The following is a 20,752-nucleotide window of genomic DNA, read 5'->3' as shown; positions in this document are numbered from 1 at the left end:
GCGGTCAGTCCACCGGTACGTACCCGAGGCGTTTGTCGACGATGTTGAGCAGTGGCTCGCCCGAGCACCAGCGCTCGTAGTTGTCCTGGAACTGGTCGGCCAGGTGGTCGCGCCACCCGACCGTGTCGCCGCTCATATGGGGCGAGACAAACAGCCCGGGCACGTCCCACAGGGGATCGTCCGCGGCCAGCGGCTCGTGTTCGAAGACGTCAAGGGCCGCTCCGGCGATCCGCCGGGCGACCAGGGCCGCCGTAAGGTCCTTCTCGACGACCAGGGGGCCGCGGCCGACGTTGATGAAGCGGGCGGAGGACTTCATCCGGTCGAAGACGGTGCGGTCGAACATGCCGCGGTTGGCGTCGGTGAGCGGCGCCGCGCTCACCACCCAGTCGGCGGAAGGAAGCAGCCCGGGCAGTTCGTCGCCGCCGCGCACGCCCGGCCTGGCGGTGCGGCCCACCAGGTCGACCACCACGCCGAGGGCGGCCAGGGTGGAGCCGACCGCCCGGCCGATGGGGCCCGCGCCCACGACCACGGCGCGCGTTCCGGCCAGCCGCATCGTCTCGCGGTGCTGCCAGCGCCGCTGCCGCTGCAGCTCCCAGCTTCCGTGGAAGTCCTTGGCCATGGCGACCACCAGACCGGCCACGTACTCCGCGATCGGCTGCTCGAAGACTCCTCGGGCATTGGTCAATACCGTGTCGGACGCGATGAGTTCGGGACAGAGCAGCCGGTCGACGCCCGCGCTCGCGGTATGGACCCAGGCCGGCCGGGGGCCCTCGCCTGGCCAGGCGTCGCGGACCGCGTCGGAGGTGAAGTCCCAGACCAGGAGCACATCCGCGGCGGGAAGCGCCTGGGGCAGCGAATTCTCGTCACATACGAGTACCTTGGCCCGGTCGGCGACCCGGTCCAGGTGGACCGGCGGCTGATCGCCGAAGACCACAACTGTGCTTTCGGACATAGGCGGGAAACCGTTTCGAAACGTGGATGGGTTTGCCTGGAAAAGGAGCGGGCAGGCGCCTCTGTTTGAGGATTGACCACGCTAGGCAGCGGAAACTACCGTCGTCAACAACGGCATCTGTCCCGGCGTCCCCGGCCACAGGCCGGCTCTCTCCATCCCAATCTCTGGCCAATGGTCCAGTCCCTCCGTTCCGTATTGGGGCTCGCTTTGGACGTCTCTTTTCTGGGTGGCCCACTGCCGCAGCGCGGCGTGGGTGTGGTGGCACCGTTCGACTTCGCACTCGACCGTGAGCTGTGGCGCTGGGTGCCGGACGAGGTATCCCTCCATCTCACCCGTACCCCCTTCGTGCCCGTCGAGGTGAGCCTCGACCTGGCACGGCTAGTGAGTGAGCACGAGACCCTGCACGACGCGGTGCAGGCGCTGGCGGCCGTCGCACCGGAAGTGGTGGCGTACGCATGCACATCGGGCAGTTTCGTCGGCGGTGTGGCCGGAGAGCGCGCGATGTGCGCGGCCATGTCCCAGGCGGGTGAGATCCCCTCGCTGACCACCTCGGGCGCTCTGCTGGAGGCGCTGCGGGAGATCGGCGCGCGGCGGATCGCGGTCGTGACGCCGTACACCCGGTCGGTCACCGACTCGCTGGAGGAGTACCTGGCCGAGGGCGGGATGAACGTCACCGGACGGGCCTACCTCGGGCTGACCCGGCACATCTGGAAGGTGCCGTACCGCGATGTGGTCGACATGGCACGGCAAGCGGTGGTCGGTGCCACCGACGCGCTCTTCATCAGCTGCACCAATCTGCCAACCTACGACGTGATCCCGCAGCTGGAGGCGGAGCTGCGGATGCCCGTGCTGTCCGCGAACCAGGTCACCATGTGGGCGGCGCTGCGGGCGATCGGCGCCCAGGCCGTCGGGCCGTACCAGGCGCTGCTGGACCCGGCGGCCAGGTCCGGTCCGGCGGGGATGTCGGTGTCGCCGAGTCGGCTGACGGTGACGGACCCGGTCGTCGAGTCGGTGCTCGAGGCCGTGGAGGCGGTCGAGTCCGTCGTGGACGAGCCGGAGGCGGCGCTGGCCGGGGCGGCCTCGCCGAGTTCGGACGGTGACCCGGGCGACGGACTCGACCCGGGTTTCGGCGCCGGTTTCGGCGAGGGCCCTTACCTGGACGATTCCGGGGGCCCGGCCATGGGATGAGACGGCGGCCCGGCGCGATGTGACATGACGGCGTGCAGGGCGGCCCGCACCGGTGTGAGGGTGCGGGCGCCCTGGCGTGGCCGGGCCCGCCCCGGCGCTCGGAGTGGACGCATCGGGGCCCGGGCTTGGTGCCCCGGCGTTTGGGGCGGGTGCCTTGGCGTTCGGGGACGGGCGCCGCGGCGTGGACGGGAAGCCCGCCCGGACGGGACGGGCGGGTCCGTCGCTTACGCGAGGGGGCCGTCCGGCGGGCGGGAAGCCGCCGGGCTTCCGCGGTGGCGGGTGGGAACCCGCCGGGCTTCCGTGGTGGCGGGTGGGAACCCGCCGGGCTTCCGTGGTGGCGGGTGGGAACCCGCCGGGCTTCCGCGGTGTAGGAGAAGTAGCAGCAGTGCAGGGGCGGCGCTCGCGGGGGCCGCCAGTCTAAGGAGGCAGTCATGGTGGACTCGACGCACCCGGCCCCGGACACGGTCGGCTTTCTCTACCCCGGATATTCCGCCGAGGACGAATACCCGCGCCTGCAAGGCATGCTCGGCGGCGACAGCGGCGACATCCGGCTTCCGCTGGTCCACACCGACATCGGTGAGGACGCCCATCGGGTGGACGCCCTGCTGGAGATGGGGTCGGCGGCCCGCCTCGCGGCCGGGGTCGCCGAGCTCGCCGAGCGCGGCGCCCGGGCCGTTGTCTGGGCCTGCACCAGCGCCAGCTTCGTCTTCGGCTGGGAGGGTGCCAAGGAGCAGGTGCGCGAGCTGGGCGAGACGGCCGGGATGCCCGCATCCAGTACCTCCTTCGCCTTCGCCCACGCGGTGCAGGCGCTCGGCGCCGACCGGGTGGCCATCGCCGCCACCTATCCGGAGGATGTCGCCGACCTCTTCCGGGCGTTCTTGAAGGCGGCCGGTGCCGAGGTGGTCGCGATGCGCGGCAGCGGGATCATCACGGCGGCGGAGGTGGGCACCTGGGGCCGGGAGGAGGTGCTGGAGCTGGGCCGCGCCGGGGACCACCCCGAGGCCCAGGCGGTGCTTCTGCCGGACACCGCCCTGCACACCGCCGCCTGGATTCCGGACCTGGAGGCGGAGCTGGGCAAGCCGGTGCTCACGGCCAACCAGGTCACGGTCTGGGAGGGGCTGCGGCTGCTGGGCCGCGATCCGGTCCATGACCGGCTGGGCACGCTCTTCGCCCGGAGCGGCGGATAGCGGCGGCCCGCGGTGGCGGCGGTGGGCGGCGGGGGCGTGTGGCCGCGGACCGCGGTGGGTCGCGATGGGCGGCGTGGCCGCGACGGGTGCCGTGGCCACGGTCGGGCACGCCGAAGGGCCCGAGGCGCCGGTGACGGGGGGCTGAATCCCGGCAGAATTCCCCGGCGCTTTCGCCATCGGGGCATGCCGCTTATCTGACTGCCCCTAGCATGCAGCCGTGCGTCGCCAACATCTCTCCCCGGTCCCGCCGGCACGTCATCTGCTGGTCGCCGGTGCGGTGACGGTGGCCACGGCCGTCGGAATCGCCGCGCTGGCGGTCGTCGGAGGCTCCTCGGACGGTCCTCGTGCGCACCCCTCCGCGAGCGGAGGCGCGCTCACGAAGGCGTCGGACGGGCTCCGGCACACCTCCGTCGAGGTGTCCGAGGGCGGCTGCGGCCGTGGCTGGACCCACGCCACCCGTGGCAAGCAGGTCTTCGATCTGCGGAACACCTCCAGCAGACCGGCCGAGGTCCAGCTCACCGATCCGGCGAACGGCGCCGTCTACGGAGAGGTGGAGGACCTGGGCCCCGGCACCAGCAGACCGCTGGGCGTCACGCTCGGCGGGGGCTCCTACGCCTTCGTCTGCCTGCCCGAGGACACGGCCGCGGTCACCGGGCCCACCGTCCGCGTGCCCGGACCGGCGCGGGGCGGTGGCCCGGCCGCTGTCCCGGTCAGCCAGCAGGATCTGATCCCGCCGACCATCGCCTACCAGAAGTGGGTGGCGGGCCGGATGGACGAGCTGGTGCGCCGTACGGACGCGCTGCGCTCGGCCATCCACTGCGGTGACCTGGCCACGGCCCGTACGGTCTGGCTGCCCGCCCATCTGGTGTACGAGCGGATGGGCGCCGCCTATGGCACCTTCGGCGACGCCGACGGAGCGATCAACGGCACCACGGCGGGGCTGTCCGACGGGGTCCATGACCCGGACTTCACCGGATTCCACCGCCTCGAGTACGGCCTGTGGCACGGCGAGTCCGCGAGCTCACTGCGCCCGGTCGCCGACCGGCTCGTCGGGGCCGTCCGAGAGCTGCGGGACGATTGGCCGCAGGAGCGGATGGACCCGGCCGACCTGGGCCTGCGGGCGCACGAGATCATGGAGAACACCGTGCAGTTCGAGTTGACCGGCCGCACCGACTACGGCAGCGGCACCAATCTGGCCACCGCGCGGGCCAACCTGGACGGCACCCGTGCCGTGCTGAGCCGACTGCGGCCGCTGCTGAAGCCCCGTGCCTCCTGGCTGCCGGAGCTGGAGAGCGACCTGGACCGCACTCAGCGGACCCTGGAGCGCTCGCACCACGGCGACCGCTGGACCCCGCTGGACCGGCTGGGCCGCACCGGGCGCCAGCGGCTCAACGCGGACACGGGCGCGCTGGTGGAGCGGCTGGCCCGGGTGGCGGCGCTGATGGATGTGCGGAGGACCCGGTGAGCGAGGTGCTGCGCAGGGGCTTTCTGCTGGGCGCCGCCGCGGGCACGGTCGGCGCGGTGGCGGGCGCGGCCCAGGGCACGGCCGCCGCCAAGGAGGACGGGCCGGAGAAGAAGCCCACCCGCGTCCCGTTCCACGGCACCCATCAGGCGGGCGTCCTCACCCCGCCCCAGCGGGCCGGAGCGTTCATCGCCTTCGACACCACGGCCGACGGCCGCGAGGAGCTGGCCGACGCCTTCCGTACGCTCACCGAGCGGTGCCGCTTCCTCACCACCGGAGGCACCCCCGACCCGGTGGGCATCACCGCGCCGCCCGCCGACTCCGGCACCCTCGGCCCCCAGGTGACGGCCGACCGGCTGACCGCCACCGTCGGCGTGGGCGCCTCGCTCTTCGACGAGCGCTACGGGCTGCGGGACCGCAAGCCCCGGCGGCTGCGCCCGATGCGCTCCTTCCCCGACGACGACCTCGACCCCGGCTGGTGCCATGGCGATCTGAGTCTCCAACTGTGCGCCGACAGCACGGACACGGTGCTGCACGCGCTGCGCGACATCGCCCGGCACACCCGGGGGGCGCTGCAGATCCGCTGGCGCGTCGACGGTTTCGTCAGCCCGCCGCGCCCCTCCGGCACCCCGCGCAACCACATGGGGTTCAAGGACGGCACCGTCAACCCGGACACCGGGGACGCCCGGGCGATGGACCGTCTGGTGTGGGCGGGCGCCCACTCCGGGGAGCCCGCCTGGGCGACCGGCGGAAGCTATCAGGTGATCCGGCTGATCCGGATGCTGGTGGAGTTCTGGGACCGGGTGTCGATCAGCGAGCAGGAGCGCATGTTCGGCCGCAGCCGGGACTCCGGCGCCCCGCTGGACGGTCAGCACGAGTTCGACGCCCCGCGCTTCGCACAGGACCCCAAGGGCGATGTCATCCCGCTGGACAGCCATATACGGATGGCCAATCCGCGCACCGCCAGCACCGAGGACCAGCGCATACTCCGCCGCACCTACAACTACGACCGGGGTCTGGACGGCAATGGCAACTTGGACATGGGGCTGCTGTTCTGCTGCTACCAGCAGGACCTCGAGCGCCAGTTCGAGACCGTACAGAAGCGGCTGGCGGGGGAGCCGCTGGTGGACTACATCACCCCCTTCGGCGGCGGCTACTTCTTCGCGCTCCCCGGGGTTCGGGACCGCTCCGACTGGCTGGGACGCGCCCTTCTGTCCTGATCGTCGCCCCACCATCCGGTCAAGAACACCTCAAGAGTTCCTTGGATTCTTCTGACCCTCTGTTCACTCGGCCGCCTCCATGGATTCCATCGGAGAGTCCTGCCCGCGGCACAGCATCAGGCGCAGGCGTGAAACGCGAATCGTGTGGAGGCATGGCATGGGCGGCACGGCAGGATCCGAAGGCGGCCGACGTGGCCGGGTCGCGCGCTGGGGCGCCCTGGCCGGGGCCGCGGCCCTGGCGACCGTGGGCGGGATGGCCCCCGCATCGGCCGCGCCCGCGAAGGGCGGCCACACCGCGACCCCGGTGAAGCATGTGGTGGTGATCTTCGACGAGAACAACTCGTTCGACCACTACTTCGGCACCTACCCCAAGGCGGCGAACACGGACGGCACCAGGTTCACGCCGGCCAAGGACACCCCCAAGGACATCGACACCCTGGCGCACGCCGGGCTGCTGGAGAAGAACCCCAATCTCTACAAGCCCAAGCGGCTGCGCAGCGACCAGGCCATGACCTGCGACCAGAACCACTCCTACGGCCCCGAGCAGTACGCCGCCCATGGCGGCAAGGCCGATAAGTTCGTGGAGAACACCGAGGTCAGCAAGTGCACCGGGCTGTTCGGCGAGCCCGGTCTGGTGATGGACTACTACGACGGAAACACCGTCACCGGCCTGTGGAACTACGCCCAGCACTACGCGATGAGCGACCGCTCCTTCAGCTCGGCCTACGGTCCCTCCACCCCCGGAGCGCTGGAGCTGGTCTCGGGCCAGACCCACGGCGTGATCTCCACCGACCCCAAGTCCTCCACCGAGGACCCGGTCCAGACCGACAAGCCGGACGCGTACACGGTGGCCTCACCGGACGCCAAGGGCGTCGGCACGATGATCAACGACCCGGACCCGGCCTTCGACGACTGCTCCAACAAGGACCACACCAGCGGCAACGCCCTGGCCCGGATGAAGGGCCGGAACGTCGGCGATCTGCTCAGCGCCAAGCGGGTGAGCTGGGGCTGGTTCCAGGGCGGCTTCCGCCCCAGCACCGCCTGGGACGGTGAGCAGGACCACTACGCCAAGTGCTCCGGCACCACCCACAAGAACGTCGGCGGCGCCGCCTCGGTGGACTACAGCCCGCACCATGCGCCGTTCCAGTACTACAAGTCCACGGCCAACCCGCACCACCTGCCGCCGAAGAACGTCCAGGAGATCGGCCACAGCGGCCGGGCCAACCACAACTACGACCTCACCGACTTCGACGCGGCGCTCAAGACGGGCCATCTGCCGTCCGTGAGCTTTCTGAAGGCCGCCCAGTACCAGGACGGCCACGCCGGCTACTCCGACCCGGTCGACGAGCAGCACTTCCTGGTCAAGCAGATCAACGCGATCCAGAAGTCGCCGCAGTGGAAGGACACCGCGATCGTCGTCGCGTACGACGACAGCGACGGCTGGTACGACCACGCGTACACCAAGCCGCAGAACGGGTCGTCCGACAAGACCCCGGGCTCGGACGGCAAGGCCACCGACAGCCCCGCCTGCCAGTCCGCTCCGCGCCCCGCGGGCGGCTACCAGGACCGCTGTGGCCCCGGCCCCCGCCAGCCGCTGCTGGTGATCTCGCCCTTCAGCAAGTCCAACGAGGTCGACCACACCCAGACCGAGCAGACCTCGGTCACCCGCTTCATCGAGGACAACTGGCACACCGGCCGGATCGGTGACGCCTCCTTCGACCGCCGGGCGAACACCCTCTCCGGGCTCTTCGACTTCCGTCACCCCAACAACACCCAGGTGCTGCTGAAGTCCGACGGCTCGGTCGCCGCGGTCCACAAGGCCGGTCACTACACGACCTCCGCCCTGGCCACCCACGCCCCGATCGTGAACGCCGGGGCCCCCGGCGCCCCGGCCACCCGGCGTCTCGCCGACGACGAGGGCATCTCCGCCGCCCTGCCCATCGGCCTCACGGCGGGTGTGCTGGTGCTCGGCGGCGCCGGTGCGGCACTGGTCCTCCACCGCCGCCGCACCGCGCGGACCGCGGGCTAGGCCCGTTCCGCGCGAGCGCGCGGCACACCGCCGTCGGGTCCGCCGCCACACCTCCTCCCCAGGTGGCGGCGGATCCGGCCGTTCTTCGGAAACCAGGGCCGGGGCCGGAAAACAAGGGCCGGGGGACGGGAATAAAGCGGAGCCTTTCTCCGGTTGAAAATCGCCGGTAGACGTAGGGGCGTGGGCGGCGCAGCGCCGCATACGCACACGACATCCGCGCACCGCAGCGCGACCAGGGAGGCGGGCCACCGTGGCCGATGAGCAGGACCGGCGAGACGACCAGCGCGACCCCATCCGGGCCCGGCCCCTCGGCAGCGCACCGGTGCCCCTGTCGGTGCTGGACCTCGCGACCGTCGGCAGCGGGGTGACGGCCGCCGATGCGCTGCGGACCACCACCGAGCTCGCCCGGCTCGCCGAGCGCCGGGGCTTCCAGCGCCTCTGGGTCGCCGAGCACCACTCCATGCCCGGGGTCGCCAGCTCCTCCCCGGCGGTGATCCTCGCCCATCTCGCCGCGCACACCGAGCGGATCCGGCTGGGCTCCGGCGGGGTGATGCTCCCCAACCACGCCCCGTTGGTCATCGCCGAGCAGTTCGGCACCCTGCAGGCGCTCGCCCCCGGCCGGGTCGACCTCGGCCTCGGCCGCGCGCCCGGCACCGACGGGGCCACGGCCGCCGCGCTGCGCCGCACCGAGCGGCTGCGCGAGGGCGCCGACGACTTTCCCCAGCAGCTCGCCGAGCTGACCCGCTTCCTCGACGACGACTTCCCCGACGGCCACCGCTACGCCCGTATCCACGCGGTGCCGGGGCCGGTGCAGGGCACCGTGCCCGGCGGGGTCCAGTCCGCCGACCGGCCGTCGATCTGGCTGCTGGGCTCGAGCGGGTTCAGCGCCCGGCTCGCCGGGATGCTCGGCCTGCCGTTCTCCTTCGCCCACCACTTCTCCGCGGCCAACACCGTCCCCGCGCTCGACCTCTACCGCGAGACCTTCCGGCCGTCCGCCGTGCTGGACGAGCCGTACGCCTCGATCGGCGTCTCGGCCTTCGCCGCCGAGGACGAGAAGGAGGCCCACCGCCAGGTGCTCCCCGGCGCCCTGGCCATGATCCGGCTGCGCACCGGACGCCCCGGCCTGGTGCCGACGCCCGAGGAGGCCGAGCGGCACGAGTTCAACGAGATCGAGCGCGACTTCATCAACAGCTGGCTGGCCAATGTCGAGTACGGCAGCCCGGACCAGGTCCGCGAGGGGCTCGACGGGCTGATCAAGCGCACCGGGGCGGACGAAGTCAAGATCACGGCCAATGTCCACGGCGGTGACGCCCGTCTGCGCTCGTACGAGCTGATCGCCGACGCCTACGGTCTGCCGACGGCGCGGACGGAGGCGTAGGGCCCTGCTGACGGAGATCTGCCAGCAGGACCCTACGCGCTAGCCCGGCGCCGGGCGGGTGACCATCGCCTGGATGCGGTCCGGCGGCACCGGACGGGAGTAGAACCACCCCTGTCCGGTATCGCAGCCGATCCGCCGCAGCCGCTCCGCCTGCTCGGCGCTCTCCACGCATTCGGCCGTCACCGTGATGCCCAGCCGGTGCGCGAGCTGCACCAGCGCCTCGACGATGGTCTCGTCGGCCGGATTCGGATGCTCTTCCGCCCGGAACCCCTGGACGAACGAGCCGTCCAGCTTGAGCGTGGAGACCGGCAGCCGGCTGAGATAGGCGAGATTGGAGTAGCCCGTCCCGAAGTCGTCGATCGCGATGGCCACCCCCATGTCGCTGAGCGCCTGCAGCGCCTGGAGCGGCCGCCCCGTGGACCCCATCACCGCCGACTCGGTCAGCTCCAGCTGGAGCAGTTGGGGCGGCAGCCCGGTCTCCGCCAGGATCGCGCCGACATCGGCCACCAGATCGGAGTCCCACACCTGGCGGACCGCCACGTTCACGCTGACCACCAGCGGATGCGGCGGTTCGGCCAGCTGCCAGGCACGGGCCTGGCGGCAGGCGGTGCGCAGCACCCACCGGCCCAGCGGCACGATCGCGCCGTTCTCCTCGGCCAGCGGGATGAACCGGTTCGGCGACAGCCGCCCGAACTGCGGATGGTCCCAGCGCACCAGCGCCTCCACCCCCCGGACCACCCCGTCGCCCAGCCCCACCAGCGGCTGGTAGTCGAGCACGAACTCATCCCGCTCGACCGCCGGGCGCAGGGTGCTGGACAGCGCCTGGCGGGTCATCCGATGGGCGTTGCGCTCCGGGTCGAAGAGGGTCCAGCGTGCCTTGCCGTCCTCCTTCGCCCAGTACAGCGTGGTGTCCGCGGCCTGCATCAGCCAGGTGGTGTGGGTGCCGGCCGCTGGCCGCTCCACCACGCCGATGCTCGCCGACACCGACAGCCGCTGTCCGCCCACGTCGAACGGCTCCTGCAGGGCGGCCAGCACCGTCCTGGCGAGGTCGCACAGCTGCTCGGTGCCGGTGGAGTTGCGGACCAACAGGGCGAACTCGTCCCCCCCGAGCCGCGCCACCAGATGGCCGCCCGGCGCCGCGCAGTCGGTGAGCCGCTGGGCCACCGCGCCGAGCAGCCGGTCGCCGACCCGGTGGCCGAGGGTGTCATTGACCGCCTTGAAGCCGTCCAGGTCGAGATAGCAGAGCCCGATCCGGCCGGTGCCCCCGTGGTCGTAGGTGGCCGCCTCCAGCGCCCGGGTCATCCGCTCGAAGAAGAGGCTGCGGTTGGGCAGCCGGGTCACCGGGTCGTGCATCTGCAGATGGCGCAGCCGCCCCTGGAGGTCCCGCTGGTCGCTGATGTCGGCCATGGACAGCAGCAGACTGCAGCTGTCCGGCGCGGGCTCGATGGTGATCTCGGCCCACAGGGCATGGCCGTCGGCGCGCCGCAGCCGCCGGGTGTGGCGCAGCCGCGCGGCACGGCCGCTGAGGACGTCCCGGAACTCCCGCCAGGTGCGCGGATCCTCGCGCAGATCGGCCAGGTCCGCCGCGCTGCGGGTGACCAGCAGGGCCGGATCGGTGCCGAGCAGGGCGCCGAGCGAGGTGTTGGCGTCCAGCACCCTGCCCTCGCGGTCGACGACGGCCATGGCGAGGCGCGCCACGTTGAAGGCGGCGCGGTAGTCGCCGGGCGCGGGGCCGGTGGTCTGCCCGGTCGGGGGCCCGGCGGTCTGCCCGGTCGTGGGCCCGGCGCTCTGCCCCGTTGGCTGCCCCGCCCCCGGGGGCGTACCGGGGGCCGGGGGCGCGTCCAGGACCGACGGCGCGCCGGGGGCCGGACGGGGTGCGCCGGGGTCCTCCGCGACCGGAAGGACGCTCGGCATGGCCTCACGCTCTGTGATCGTCGGCAGTGTCGCGCCCGGGGCGCGTCCCTGCCCGTCGGGGGTTCCGCTCACCGCTCGCTCCCGCGTGGCGTTTGTTGTAACCAGATTGTTCGTACACATCTTGTGCATGTCTCATACCGGCTGCCCGGCCGACCGTAAGTGCCTGTCTGACGGGGGATTCCCCGCTGGAAATGTGCCGATCATAGGGGCTCGTACTCCGGGCGTTCCATCGATGTCATCGCGCTCACCGCCGCCTTGACAATGTGTTTGGTCGTATCTGTTCGACTCTGCGCGGGCCAACAGCCGCTCTGACCGAATGTGACCGTCTGTTACGTACCCGGATCGCGGCCTCTTCACTCGACCAGCCCAGCCCAACAGGGCGTACCCCGTCAATTCACCTCAGGGTGGAGTGGGTGTTCCGACTACGCCCGGGAGGTCGACATGGTGCGTCCTCAGGTACCCGAGGGGGTGCATCAGGTACCCGACGGGGGGCACCGGCAGCCTCGGCTGCGTCGGACCGGAGCCCTGCTCACCTCGCTGAGCGCGCTCATCGCGACCACCGTGGTGGCGGGCCCCGCCATCGCGGCCGGCCCTGGTGGACCCTGCGACCTGGAACGCACCGGCGCCCACCACTCGGAGGGCGTGGACACCTGGAACTCCGGCTATCCGCGCCCGGTGCACCGCCTGGACGCGGCGATGGTCTTCCTGTCCTTCCCGGACGCCCGGCCCCGGGTGACCCCCGGTCAGCTGGCCGCCGACCACATCCCCACGACCCCCAATTTCTTCAGACGGGCCTCTTACGGGAAGTTCGGCTTACGTGTCCATCCACTGCGGCGCTGGATCACCATGCCCCAGCGCTCCACCGCGTACGCCATACAGCGCGACTGGAACGCCCAGCGCCGCTCCGCCTATCTGCGCGACGCCATCGCGGCCGCCGATCCGCACCTCGACTTCGCCCGCTATGACCTCGTCTATCTGGTCGCCGACCCGGACGCCCCCGGTGTCGACGCCGACGCGACGAAAGTGGTCAACTTCGAAAAGCCACTGCGCGCGGACGGTGTCGATCTACGTCGCCTGGTTACCGTTTTCGAGCACCATCCGCCGGATCGCAATGTGCTGGCCCATGAGACCGGGCATGTCTTCGACCTGCCCGACCTCTACCACCGGCCGAAGGACACCGACGGCAATGCCGAGTGGGACACCTATGTCGGCGACTGGGACCTGATGGGAAGCCAGTTCGGCATGGCACCCGAACCGTTCGGCTGGCACAAGTGGAAGCTCGGCTGGCTCGGCGCGCGCCAGGTGGTCTGCGACCGCGCCACCGGACCGCGCCGGTACACCCTCCAGCCGCTCGCCGCCCCCATGGCGCGCGGCCGGTCCGGCACCGACACCCGCACCCGGCTGGTCGTGATCCGCACCGGGCCCACCACCGCGCTGGCCATCGAGGCGCGCGGCGGCCAGGGCAACGACGCGGGCACCTGCACCGAGGGCGTGCTGGTCTACCGCGTCCACAACGACAAGGCGTCGGGCGACGGCCCCGTCCAGGTGCTGGACGGCCACCCCGCCACCTCCGCCTGCTGGAACGAGTCGGTCTACCCCGAACTCGCCGACGCCCCGCTCGGCGTCGGGGACAGCATGTCGGTCAAGGAGGACTCCGTACGGATCACGGTGGCGGGCCGCACCAGGGACGGGGGCTGGACCGTCCGGGTCAACCGCCGGGCGCACTGATGACGGCTTCGAGACGGTGGGCACCTATGTGACGCCGGGCGGGGCCGGTGAGCCCTGTTGGGGTGGTGCGGGGTGAAAAGGGGGCGCACGTTCGCGTTCGCACTACGAAATAGGCGTTCGACGGGCGTATTTCCCCGCGAATCGATGGAATGGCCGAGAGTGCGGGGGAATAATCGACGTGCGGGATGAGGACGGGCGGGGAAGCAGGGGGCGGGATGGTCAGGGTGCTGATCGCGGAAGACATGCATATGTTGCGTAAGGCGCTGGTCGCCCTGCTGGAATTCGAACCGGATATCGATGTGGTGGCCGAATTCTCCGACGGCGCCGAGATCCTGCCCCGCGCCCGTGAACTCCGCCCGGACGTCGCCGTGCTCGACATCGATCTGCCGGGCGTGGACGGGCTCACCGCCGCGGCCGAGTTGAGCACCGCGGTCCCCGAATGCCGCACCATGATGCTCACCAGCCTCGGCCGCCCCGGAAATCTGCGCCGGGCGCTGGCCGCCCATGTCTCCGGCTTTCTGCTGAAGGACAGCAGCCCGGACAAGCTGAGCGACGCCATCCGCGCCATCGCCAAGGGCGAGCGGGTGATCGATCCCCAGCTCGCGCTGGCGGCCCTGGACGACGGTCCACAGCCGCTGACCCCACGGGAGCTTGAGGTCCTGCGGTTCGCCGCGAAGGGCGAGGACTCCGGGCAGATCGCGGCCAAGCTGTTTCTGTCGGTGGGCACGGTGCGCAACTATCTGACGTCCGCCGTGACCAAGTTGGACGCCCGCAACCGGGTGGACGCCATCCGGATCGCCCGCGAGGCGGGCTGGCTGTGAGGCGGCGTGCGGCGCGTCCGCATGGTGTTGGCGTACCCATACGCCGGTCGGCCCGTCAGGGGCCCGGTCCGTGACGCCGTCAGGGGGTTCGGCGCGTGACGCCGTCAGGTGCCCAGCACGCCATCAGGCCCCGTTACGCGGTCACCGTCGGCCCCGGGCCGTACTCCCGGCCGCTCCGCGGCGGCGCGTCCACGGACACATCCAGCTCCGCCCGCAACTCGAACCAGCCGTCCGGCCGTATGCCCGCGCGCAGCCGCCCACCGAGGTTCTCCACCCGCACCCGGAGGTTGCCGATGCCGCTGCCACCGTCCGAACTGTCGGCGCGCAGGATCGTGGACGGCCGGCCCACCCCGTCGTTGACGAGGGTCAGCGACACCCGGTGCCCGCTGCGCCACGCCTCGACCGCGCAGTGGTCGGCCTTGCTGTGGCGCAGCACATTGGTCAGCCCCTCGCGCAACACGCTCGCCAGCACCGTGTCCACCAGATCCGGCAGCGGCCCGCAGCCGATCTCGGCCGTGGCGCTGATGCCCGCCGCGGCCAGCATCGAACGGGCCGTCGCGGCCTCCGCAGACAGCGACATCTTGCGATAGCCGCTGGCCACGGCCCGTACGTCGGCGAGGGCCTGACGTGAGGTCTGCAGGATCTCCGAAAGCTCCTGCTGGGCGCGGGAGTTCTGCCGGGGCACCAGCCGGTGCACCAGCTCGCATTTGAGGGTGATCGTGGACAGGCTGTAGCCCAGCAGGTCGTGCACGTCCCGGGAGAACCGCAGCCGCTCCTGGGCGACCGCCAGCCGGGCCAGCTCCGCCCGCGATCGGGACACCTCGGCGACCAGCCCGGACAGCCGCGAGAGTCCGAAGACCACAAGGCCGGTCAGCGCGGTGGAGACGGTGGTGTACGCGACCTGGCCCCAGCCGAACCCCACTTGGAACAGCAGCACGTCCGTGCAGAGCAGGATGGCCGCGAACGCGGGCCAGGCCAGCGCCGGGACCAGCACCAGCAGCGAGGACCCGGCCAGGAAGCCCGGCATGCCCAGCCAGGCGTGCTTGAAGACGGCGAACGGGGCGAAGGTCAGCACCGCCTGGAGCGCCAGCGTCCAGCGCCGAGCACCGCTGAGCCGGGGCGCGAGCCCGGGGAAGGAGTGCATCAGCTGGAGGCAGAGCAGCACGGTCATCGGCAGCAGCGCGAGAGCGAGCATCGCCGCGTCGACCGACCTGCCCGAACGATTGCCGTCGACCACATAGGTGACGGCCACGGCGAAGTACCCCACCAGCACCAGGACCGTGATGACCACGGCCAGACGCGGCGCCAGACCGTCCTGGTGGCGCGGTGGATGGTTCCCGGCATCGTCGGGCAAGAGGCTCCCCTGCACTCGTCCTCCGGATGGTCGGGCCGGATTGGGTGGCTTGCCCGAGAGTATCCGATCTTCGGCGGAGGTGGAGGGGCCTGTGGAAGGCTGATGGTGTACGTAGAGTTACCGGATATCACGCGGGATCACAGGAAAAACGGAATCGGGTTGAGATCCGCGTAGGGAGTGGGCCCCGGCAGCCGGCCGAGCGCCACGGGGACGTCGAAGAGCCGGCCGGGCGCGAACCGGGCCCAGTGCGGGCGCATTCCGGGCACCAGCACCTTGGCCACCGGCAGCCCCACATCCGGCCGGGTCTGGTCCAGCACCAGCAGTTCCATCCCGCGCCCGCGCGCCAACTCCCGTACGGCGGCCAGCGCACCGGCCTCCGTGGGCTCCGGGGGGCCGGATATCCCCGGGGGCGGCGGGGCGGCCGGATAGGGGGCCAGATACGGGTGGCCGGCGAGGGTCGCGGTACGGAACCAGCGCAGCGCCTCGGGCTCGGCGGCGCCGTAACCCCCGCCGTCGGCACGGGCCTCGACCACCGCCGGAAGCATCTGGTTGAGCTCGGCGAAGGCGTGGCAGAGCGCGGTGTGCCGGTCGAAGTGGGCGCCGAAGCCGAGGGTGATGTCCTCGGCGGGCTTGTCGAGGCGCCGGGAGAGCGCGGCGACCACCGGGATGCCGAAGTCCGCGGTGAGGTCCAGGGCCCACACCTCGCGCCGTACGCCCCTATGGGCGGCGCGCACTTCGGCCAGCCACGGGTCGTCGAAGGCGTCCAGGGCCACGGCGGGCTGCCGGGTGCGGTTGTACCACCACAGGGCGACCGCGTCCCGCTCCACGAGTTCCAGGAAGCCCCGTACGACGGCGTCGGCCAGGGTGCCGCCCGCCGCGGCGCCGTTGGAGTCCGCCCGGCAGCAGTGGCGGTCCGGGGGCTGCGGGGCGCCGTAGTACAACAGCGCGGTGGGCAGCAGCCGGTGGCGCTCGGCGGTGAGCGACCACACCGGGGTCCAGTCCAGCTCCGCGCCCTCGTCGAACGGTTTCTGGACGCGGTGGCGCACGGGGAGTGCGGGGTCCCGGAACTGGCGCGGGTCGAAGAGCTGGACGGTGTCCGGGTGCACCACGTCGTCCGGGCACAGATCGCGGTAGCGGGCGCGCTGACGCGGCTCGTCGCCCTGGAAGTGGCCGCTGTAGTGCTCCAGAGCCTCGCACAGCGCGCTCGCCCGCGCCTGTTCGGCGGTGCGGCCCTTACCGTGGGCGGCGGCCCGCAGCCCCGCCCTTACGGCGTCCAGCCCGCTGTGGGGGCCCGCTCCGGCGTACGAAGGGTGGCGGGCGTGGAAGCAGTTGAGGACGGCGGGGCCGCGCGGATCGCGCCGGATCTCGGTGACCAGCCCGGTGACGGGGTCCACCAGATGTCCGTAGCGCTCCATGATCCCGCGCGGGGAGGTGTCGCCAGCGGTATCGGTCCCGGTCAGCGGCGCCCGTGGCGACGGCAGCGACAGGGGCGCCCGTATCCGGGCCGCGACCAGTGCCGGATCGCCGCAACCGGGGCACTGCGGGCGGCGGGAGAGCGGATGGCGGTCCACGGTGGCGGTGAGGCTGTCCAGGGTGCGCAGTTCCCGCTGGCCCGGATGCCGGTGCCCGGCCAGCCACTTGGCGGCCTCCAGGGCGGCGAGCTGGAGCGCGGCGGCGCGGCTCGCGGGCAGGGAGGCGGGCGGCCGGGGCACCGGTCCCAGGCGCCCGAGCCGGTGCTGGAGATACGCCTCGGCCTGCCGCCCGCGCCACAGCCGGTCGGCCAGACAGACCCAGCACGGATCGTCGGGGCCACCGAGGAACGGGCCCAGCCACGCCTGGGTGTCCACCGGTTTGACGGGCAGCCAGCGACGGCCTGCGGCGCGGTGTGCGGCGTCCACGGCGGCGAGCCGGGGATCGAGGTAGTCATCGCACACCACAAGGGTGAGTTCTGCGGAGTCATGTTGACGGAGGGCGATTTGACATATCTCTCGCCGAGGGCTATTGGCCGCGTCGACCGCCGGATCGCCGTACGCCGCCTCGGCGTTCAGGGACCCGGGGTCCGCCCTCTGCGCGTTCAGGGACCTGGGGTCCACCGCTTCGGCGTTCAGGGGTCTTGGGTCGGCCGTCTGCGCCTTCAGGGACCTCGGGTGCGCCGTCGCGCCGTCCACGGTCCTCAGCCCCGCGACGCGCAGCGCCCGGACCACCTCGTCCGGGTCGGTCGAGCCGAGGACCAGCGCGGCCACGGAGGGGCGGGCGGACGCGGATACGGACGCGGGGGCCGGGGCGGAGCCGCCCGTGCCCAGCCCGGCCAGCTCCCAGTACGCCTCCTCGGGGGTCCAGGTGTGCCCACGCTCGGAGACCAGCCCGGCCGCGCGGAGACGGGCGATGACGCGCTCGGCCTGCCCGGCCGGGACGGCGCCAGGCTGGACCGCGCCGGGCGGCCCCGCGGCGCGGCCGGGCGCGGCGGCCTCGGTGAGGATGTGGGCCAGGTCCCGCGAGCCGTCGAGCAGCGGTGCCAGCGCGGCGATCGCCCGCCCGTGCAGCGCGGTGACCCCGTGCTCGGAGACGAGATAGACGGCCTCGCCCGGCACCGGCTCGACCCGCAGATGTGGTGTGAAGCCCAGTTCGCCGGTCATCCCAATTCTCCGGTCATCGCCCGGTCATTCGGCGGCGACGGTGCAGATGCAGATGCCGGGCGCGGGGAGGGACCAGGCGGTGTCGGAGAGGTCCTCGATGACCAGGTCGTCGTCCTCGACGGGCGGACGAGCGGCCTCGATGGCCCCGACGGTCTTGGCGGCGCCGGCGGTCTTGGCGCGCTCGGCGGTCCGGAGGGCCCCGGTGGCCCGGGCAAGCCCGGCAACCCCGGTGACCTCGGTGTTCTCGGCGGGATGAGCCGGGGCGGCGGGGCTCGGGAACTCATATGGGACGGGCGTATCGGTCATCGCGGACTCTCTCATCGCCAGGGGTGTGAATTTGTCATGGTGCGGGGCTCTGGAACTCATATCGAGCTCGTTACTCCGGCACTGGCCGCACAGGCCGCCCACAAGCGAGGCTCTTAGATGCCTCGGTGGCAGGCCGCGCGGCCAGGAGGCACTTGACGGACCGTTGACGGAGGTACACGACCATGGACATCAAGGTGTTGGGGCCGCTGAGCGTCGAGGCGTGCGGTCAGTCGATCGTGCCCAGCGCGGGCAAGCCGCGCCAGATCCTTGCATTGCTTTCCGTCTACGCCAACCAGATGCTCCCGGTGCCCACTCTTATGGAGGAAATCTGGGGCACGCAGATGCCGCGCAGCGCGCTCACCACTTTGCAGACCTACATCCTGCAGCTGCGCCGCAGGCTGGCCGCGGCCTATGGCCCGCAGGCCCCACAGGCTTCCAAGGACGTGCTGGCCACGCGGTACGGCGGATATGTGCTGGAGGCCCAGCCGGGCGCGGTGGACATCCATGAGTACGACCGGCTGGTGGCCGCGGGGCGGGAAGCGCTGGACGCCGGGGACGATGTCCAGGCGTCCCTGGTGCTGCGCGAGGCGCTGGCCGTCTGGCGCGGTCCCGCACTGGTGGATGTGAAGGTCGGGCCGGTCCTGGAGATCGAGCTGGCCCGTCTGGAGGAGAGCCGGCTCGGCGTCCTGGAGCGCCGTATCGAGGCCGATCTGCGGCTGGGCCGCCATGCCGAGCTGCTTACGGAGCTCACCGAGCTGACCGCTCGTCATCCGCTGCACGAGGGGCTGCATGCGCAGTGCATGGCCGCGCTCTACCGCGCGGGCCGCCCCTGGCAGGCGCTGGAGGTCTATCAGGGGCTGCGCGCCAGACTGGTCGAGGACCTTGGGCTGGAGCCGTCGCCGCGGTTGCAGAAGCTCCAGCAGGCGGTGCTGGCCTCCGACCCGGCGCTCGATCTGGACCTGGAGGGCCACTGGCGCCGCCCGGTGCTCGATCTATTCGCCGCATAGCCCCCACGCCGTCTCCGTCCGGCGAACCATCCCCCCCAAGACGCCCGGCGCCGCCCTTCAGCCGGGCCTGCTACGGCTCCGCTGCCCGATCCCCCCGCGCGGGCAAGCGGAGCCGTAGCGCGTCCAGAGGCCCTCACAGGCGCCCGATGCCCCATGCCCCTCTCCCAACGCCTATGGCTCAACGTCCATGACCCGCTGCCCATGACTGACGTTCATGGCCCCAAGACCCGGACCCCGAGCCCGAGCCCGACCAGCAGGAGGCGCGATGACGCGCGAGATCGACACCGATGTGTGCGTGGTCGGGGGCGGCCCGGCCGGTCTGGTGCTGGCGCTGCTGATGCTGCGGTCGGGGGCTCGGGTGACCGTCGTGGAGTGCGCCCGCGCGGATCAGCGCGTGGTCCGCGGCGAAATACTCCAGCCCGGCGCGATGGAGCTGTTGGACGCTCTCGATGTGCTCGACGGCGCCCGCGCCCGCGGCGCCCATGAGCACCACCGCTTCCTGGTGATCGAGGGCGAGCGGATGCTGTTGGAGGCCGACTACCGGCTCCTTCCGGCCCCGTACGACCACCTGTTGAGCGTGGTGCGCCCCCATCTGCTGGATGAGCTCCTCGCCCACTGCCGCCGCTCGTCCGGCTTCCGCTATCTGTCCGGGCGGCGGGCCGGGGCGCTGCTGCGGCGGGAGGGGCGGATCGCCGGGGTCATCGCCGAAGGCCCGCCGGGCCACTGTGCCGTAAGGGCCCGGGTCGTGGTCGGTGCCGACGGCCGGTTCTCGCGGATCCGGCGGCTCGCGGGCATCGGGGCGGGCCGGGCCGACGCGTTCGCCCAGGACGTGCTGTGGTGCACCCTCATCGCACCCCCCGAAGAGCCGCCGGTCCGCGATGTGCGGGTGTACCGCACCGGTGGCGGCCCGGTGCTGGTCTACGGGTCCTGGCCGAACCGGATCCAGATCGGCTGGACCCTGCCGCACCGGCGCTACGGCCATATCGCCGCCCTCGGCCTCGACCATGTCAAGCAGCGGCTGGTGCGTGCCGTGCCGCGGTACGCCACGCTGATCCGCGATCAGATCCGCACCCCTGCCGACCTCGGTGTGCTCGATGTCTTCTCCGCGCGCGCCGAGCGCTGGGTGGCCGACGGGCTGGTGCTGATCGGCGACGCCGCCCACACCCACAGCCCCATCGGCGCCCAGGGCATCAACCTCGCGGTGCAGGACGCGGTGGTGCTGCACCCCCTGCTGGCCCGTGCCCTGGCCGAGGGCGACACCAGCGCCGAGCGGCTGGCGGAGTTCGAGCGTCGGCGCGGGCCCGATATCGCGGCCGTGACGCGGATGCAGACCCTGCAGAGCCGGGCGATCCTCTCGCAGGGCGCGTTCACCACCCGGGTGCGCCCCCGCCTCGCGCGGGCGCTGCGTCATACGCCGCTCTATCGCAAGACCCTCCAGCGCATGGCCTATGGCAACCCCTCGATCCGCATCGCCGACGCCGGGGTGTGCGGCCGCGTATGACGCCCCCGAGCGCGATGGCTGGAACCTCTTTCCTCACCGGCTTCTCGCCACCCCAACATGGGCGCCATG

General features: G+C 72.1%; 15 protein-coding genes. 10 read left to right on the top strand and 5 right to left on the bottom strand.

Translation table 11 applies throughout. The features are described 5' to 3' along the window. Window positions 1–4: 4 nt before the first annotated feature. Window positions 5–952, bottom strand: a complete 948-nt coding sequence (locus tag VT50_RS21160) for a D-2-hydroxyacid dehydrogenase (protein ID WP_046088140.1) — start codon at window positions 950–952, stop codon at window positions 5–7. Between the two features lie 207 nt (window positions 953–1,159). Here VT50_RS21160 and VT50_RS21155 point away from each other — a divergent pair, with 207 nt between their 5' ends. The 6 genes from VT50_RS21155 (at window position 1,160) to VT50_RS21130 (ending at window position 9,416) form a co-directional block, all read left to right on the top strand. Continuing rightward, on the top strand, window positions 1,160–2,140 hold the full coding sequence (locus tag VT50_RS21155; protein WP_046088141.1) for a maleate cis-trans isomerase family protein: 981 nt from the start codon (window positions 1,160–1,162) through the stop codon (window positions 2,138–2,140). Between the two features lie 431 nt (window positions 2,141–2,571). Continuing rightward, on the top strand, window positions 2,572–3,327 hold the full coding sequence (locus VT50_RS21150) for a maleate cis-trans isomerase family protein (RefSeq protein WP_046088142.1): 756 nt from the start codon (window positions 2,572–2,574) through the stop codon (window positions 3,325–3,327). Between the two features lie 217 nt (window positions 3,328–3,544). After that, the gene (locus VT50_RS21145; RefSeq protein WP_046088143.1) at window positions 3,545–4,792 is read left to right on the top strand and encodes an EfeM/EfeO family lipoprotein; all 1,248 of its coding nucleotides are present in this window, start codon (window positions 3,545–3,547) and stop codon (window positions 4,790–4,792) included. Next, window positions 4,789–6,009 (top strand): iron uptake transporter deferrochelatase/peroxidase subunit, encoded by a 1,221-nt coding sequence (efeB, locus tag VT50_RS21140; protein ID WP_046088144.1) that lies wholly within the window; start codon window positions 4,789–4,791, stop codon window positions 6,007–6,009. Before VT50_RS21145 ends, efeB begins: the two co-directional genes overlap by 4 nt. A gap of 157 nt (window positions 6,010–6,166) precedes the next feature. Further along, window positions 6,167–8,038, top strand: a complete 1,872-nt coding sequence (locus VT50_RS21135) for a phospholipase C (RefSeq protein WP_046088145.1) — start codon at window positions 6,167–6,169, stop codon at window positions 8,036–8,038. 250 nt (window positions 8,039–8,288) lie between these two features. Beyond that, entirely contained in the window at window positions 8,289–9,416 is a 1,128-nt protein-coding gene (locus VT50_RS21130; RefSeq protein ID WP_206269450.1) for an LLM class flavin-dependent oxidoreductase, read from the top strand. A gap of 39 nt (window positions 9,417–9,455) precedes the next feature. Here VT50_RS21130 and VT50_RS21125 read toward each other — a convergent pair whose 3' ends face one another. Then, window positions 9,456–11,450 (bottom strand): putative bifunctional diguanylate cyclase/phosphodiesterase, encoded by a 1,995-nt coding sequence (locus VT50_RS21125; RefSeq protein WP_046088168.1) that lies wholly within the window; start codon window positions 11,448–11,450, stop codon window positions 9,456–9,458. Window positions 11,451–11,771: 321 nt separating this feature from the next. On the opposite strand from VT50_RS21125, the gene VT50_RS21120 reads away from it, so the two are divergent. Both VT50_RS21120 and VT50_RS21115 read left to right on the top strand, forming a co-directional pair. Continuing rightward, complete coding sequence (locus VT50_RS21120) at window positions 11,772–13,058, top strand: M6 family metalloprotease domain-containing protein (RefSeq protein ID WP_046088146.1); 1,287 nt, start codon at window positions 11,772–11,774, stop codon at window positions 13,056–13,058. Window positions 13,059–13,273: 215 nt separating this feature from the next. Beyond that, complete coding sequence (locus tag VT50_RS21115) at window positions 13,274–13,879, top strand: response regulator transcription factor (protein ID WP_046088147.1); 606 nt, start codon at window positions 13,274–13,276, stop codon at window positions 13,877–13,879. Between the two features lie 133 nt (window positions 13,880–14,012). Here the strand turns inward: VT50_RS21115 and VT50_RS21110 are convergent, their stop codons facing one another. The 3 genes from VT50_RS21110 to VT50_RS21100 form a co-directional block, all read right to left on the bottom strand. Then, window positions 14,013–15,233, bottom strand: a complete 1,221-nt coding sequence (locus VT50_RS21110) for a sensor histidine kinase (protein WP_240529242.1) — start codon at window positions 15,231–15,233, stop codon at window positions 14,013–14,015. Between the two features lie 137 nt (window positions 15,234–15,370). Beyond that, window positions 15,371–17,869, bottom strand: coding sequence for a TOMM precursor leader peptide-binding protein (locus tag VT50_RS21105; RefSeq protein WP_046088149.1), 2,499 nt, complete (start codon window positions 17,867–17,869; stop codon window positions 15,371–15,373). 24 nt (window positions 17,870–17,893) lie between these two features. Further along, a complete protein-coding gene (locus VT50_RS21100) occupies window positions 17,894–18,175 on the bottom strand; it encodes a hypothetical protein (protein WP_046088150.1) in 282 nt (93 codons plus the stop codon). 182 nt (window positions 18,176–18,357) lie between these two features. Between VT50_RS21100 and VT50_RS21095 the strand changes: the two genes are divergently transcribed. Both VT50_RS21095 and VT50_RS21090 read left to right on the top strand, forming a co-directional pair. Continuing rightward, on the top strand, window positions 18,358–19,182 hold the full coding sequence (locus VT50_RS21095) for an AfsR/SARP family transcriptional regulator (protein WP_046088151.1): 825 nt from the start codon (window positions 18,358–18,360) through the stop codon (window positions 19,180–19,182). Window positions 19,183–19,447: 265 nt separating this feature from the next. Continuing rightward, window positions 19,448–20,683 (top strand): FAD-dependent monooxygenase, encoded by a 1,236-nt coding sequence (locus VT50_RS21090; RefSeq protein WP_046088152.1) that lies wholly within the window; start codon window positions 19,448–19,450, stop codon window positions 20,681–20,683. Window positions 20,684–20,752: the final 69 nt, after the last annotated feature.

This window comes from Streptomyces antioxidans (genome assembly GCF_000968685.2).
Lineage (GTDB): Bacteria > Actinomycetota > Actinomycetes > Streptomycetales > Streptomycetaceae > Streptomyces > Streptomyces antioxidans.
Note: the sequence above shows the minus strand (reverse complement) of the source record. Positions and strands in the feature narration are given on the sequence as shown.

Coding starts and splice junctions, on each gene's coding strand:
- VT50_RS21100 (WP_046088150.1), bottom strand. CDS start 18,175: ATGACCGATACGCCCGTCCCATATGAGTTCCCGAGCCCCGCCGCCCCG.
- VT50_RS21090 (WP_046088152.1), top strand. CDS start 19,448: ATGACGCGCGAGATCGACACCGATGTGTGCGTGGTCGGGGGCGGCCCG.
- VT50_RS21115 (WP_046088147.1), top strand. CDS start 13,274: ATGGTCAGGGTGCTGATCGCGGAAGACATGCATATGTTGCGTAAGGCG.
- VT50_RS21095 (WP_046088151.1), top strand. CDS start 18,358: ATGGACATCAAGGTGTTGGGGCCGCTGAGCGTCGAGGCGTGCGGTCAG.
- VT50_RS21105 (WP_046088149.1), bottom strand. CDS start 17,869: ATGACCGGCGAACTGGGCTTCACACCACATCTGCGGGTCGAGCCGGTG.
- VT50_RS21135 (WP_046088145.1), top strand. CDS start 6,167: ATGGGCGGCACGGCAGGATCCGAAGGCGGCCGACGTGGCCGGGTCGCG.
- VT50_RS21120 (WP_046088146.1), top strand. CDS start 11,772: ATGGTGCGTCCTCAGGTACCCGAGGGGGTGCATCAGGTACCCGACGGG.
- VT50_RS21160 (WP_046088140.1), bottom strand. CDS start 952: ATGTCCGAAAGCACAGTTGTGGTCTTCGGCGATCAGCCGCCGGTCCAC.
- VT50_RS21150 (WP_046088142.1), top strand. CDS start 2,572: ATGGTGGACTCGACGCACCCGGCCCCGGACACGGTCGGCTTTCTCTAC.
- VT50_RS21125 (WP_046088168.1), bottom strand. CDS start 11,450: ATGTGTACGAACAATCTGGTTACAACAAACGCCACGCGGGAGCGAGCG.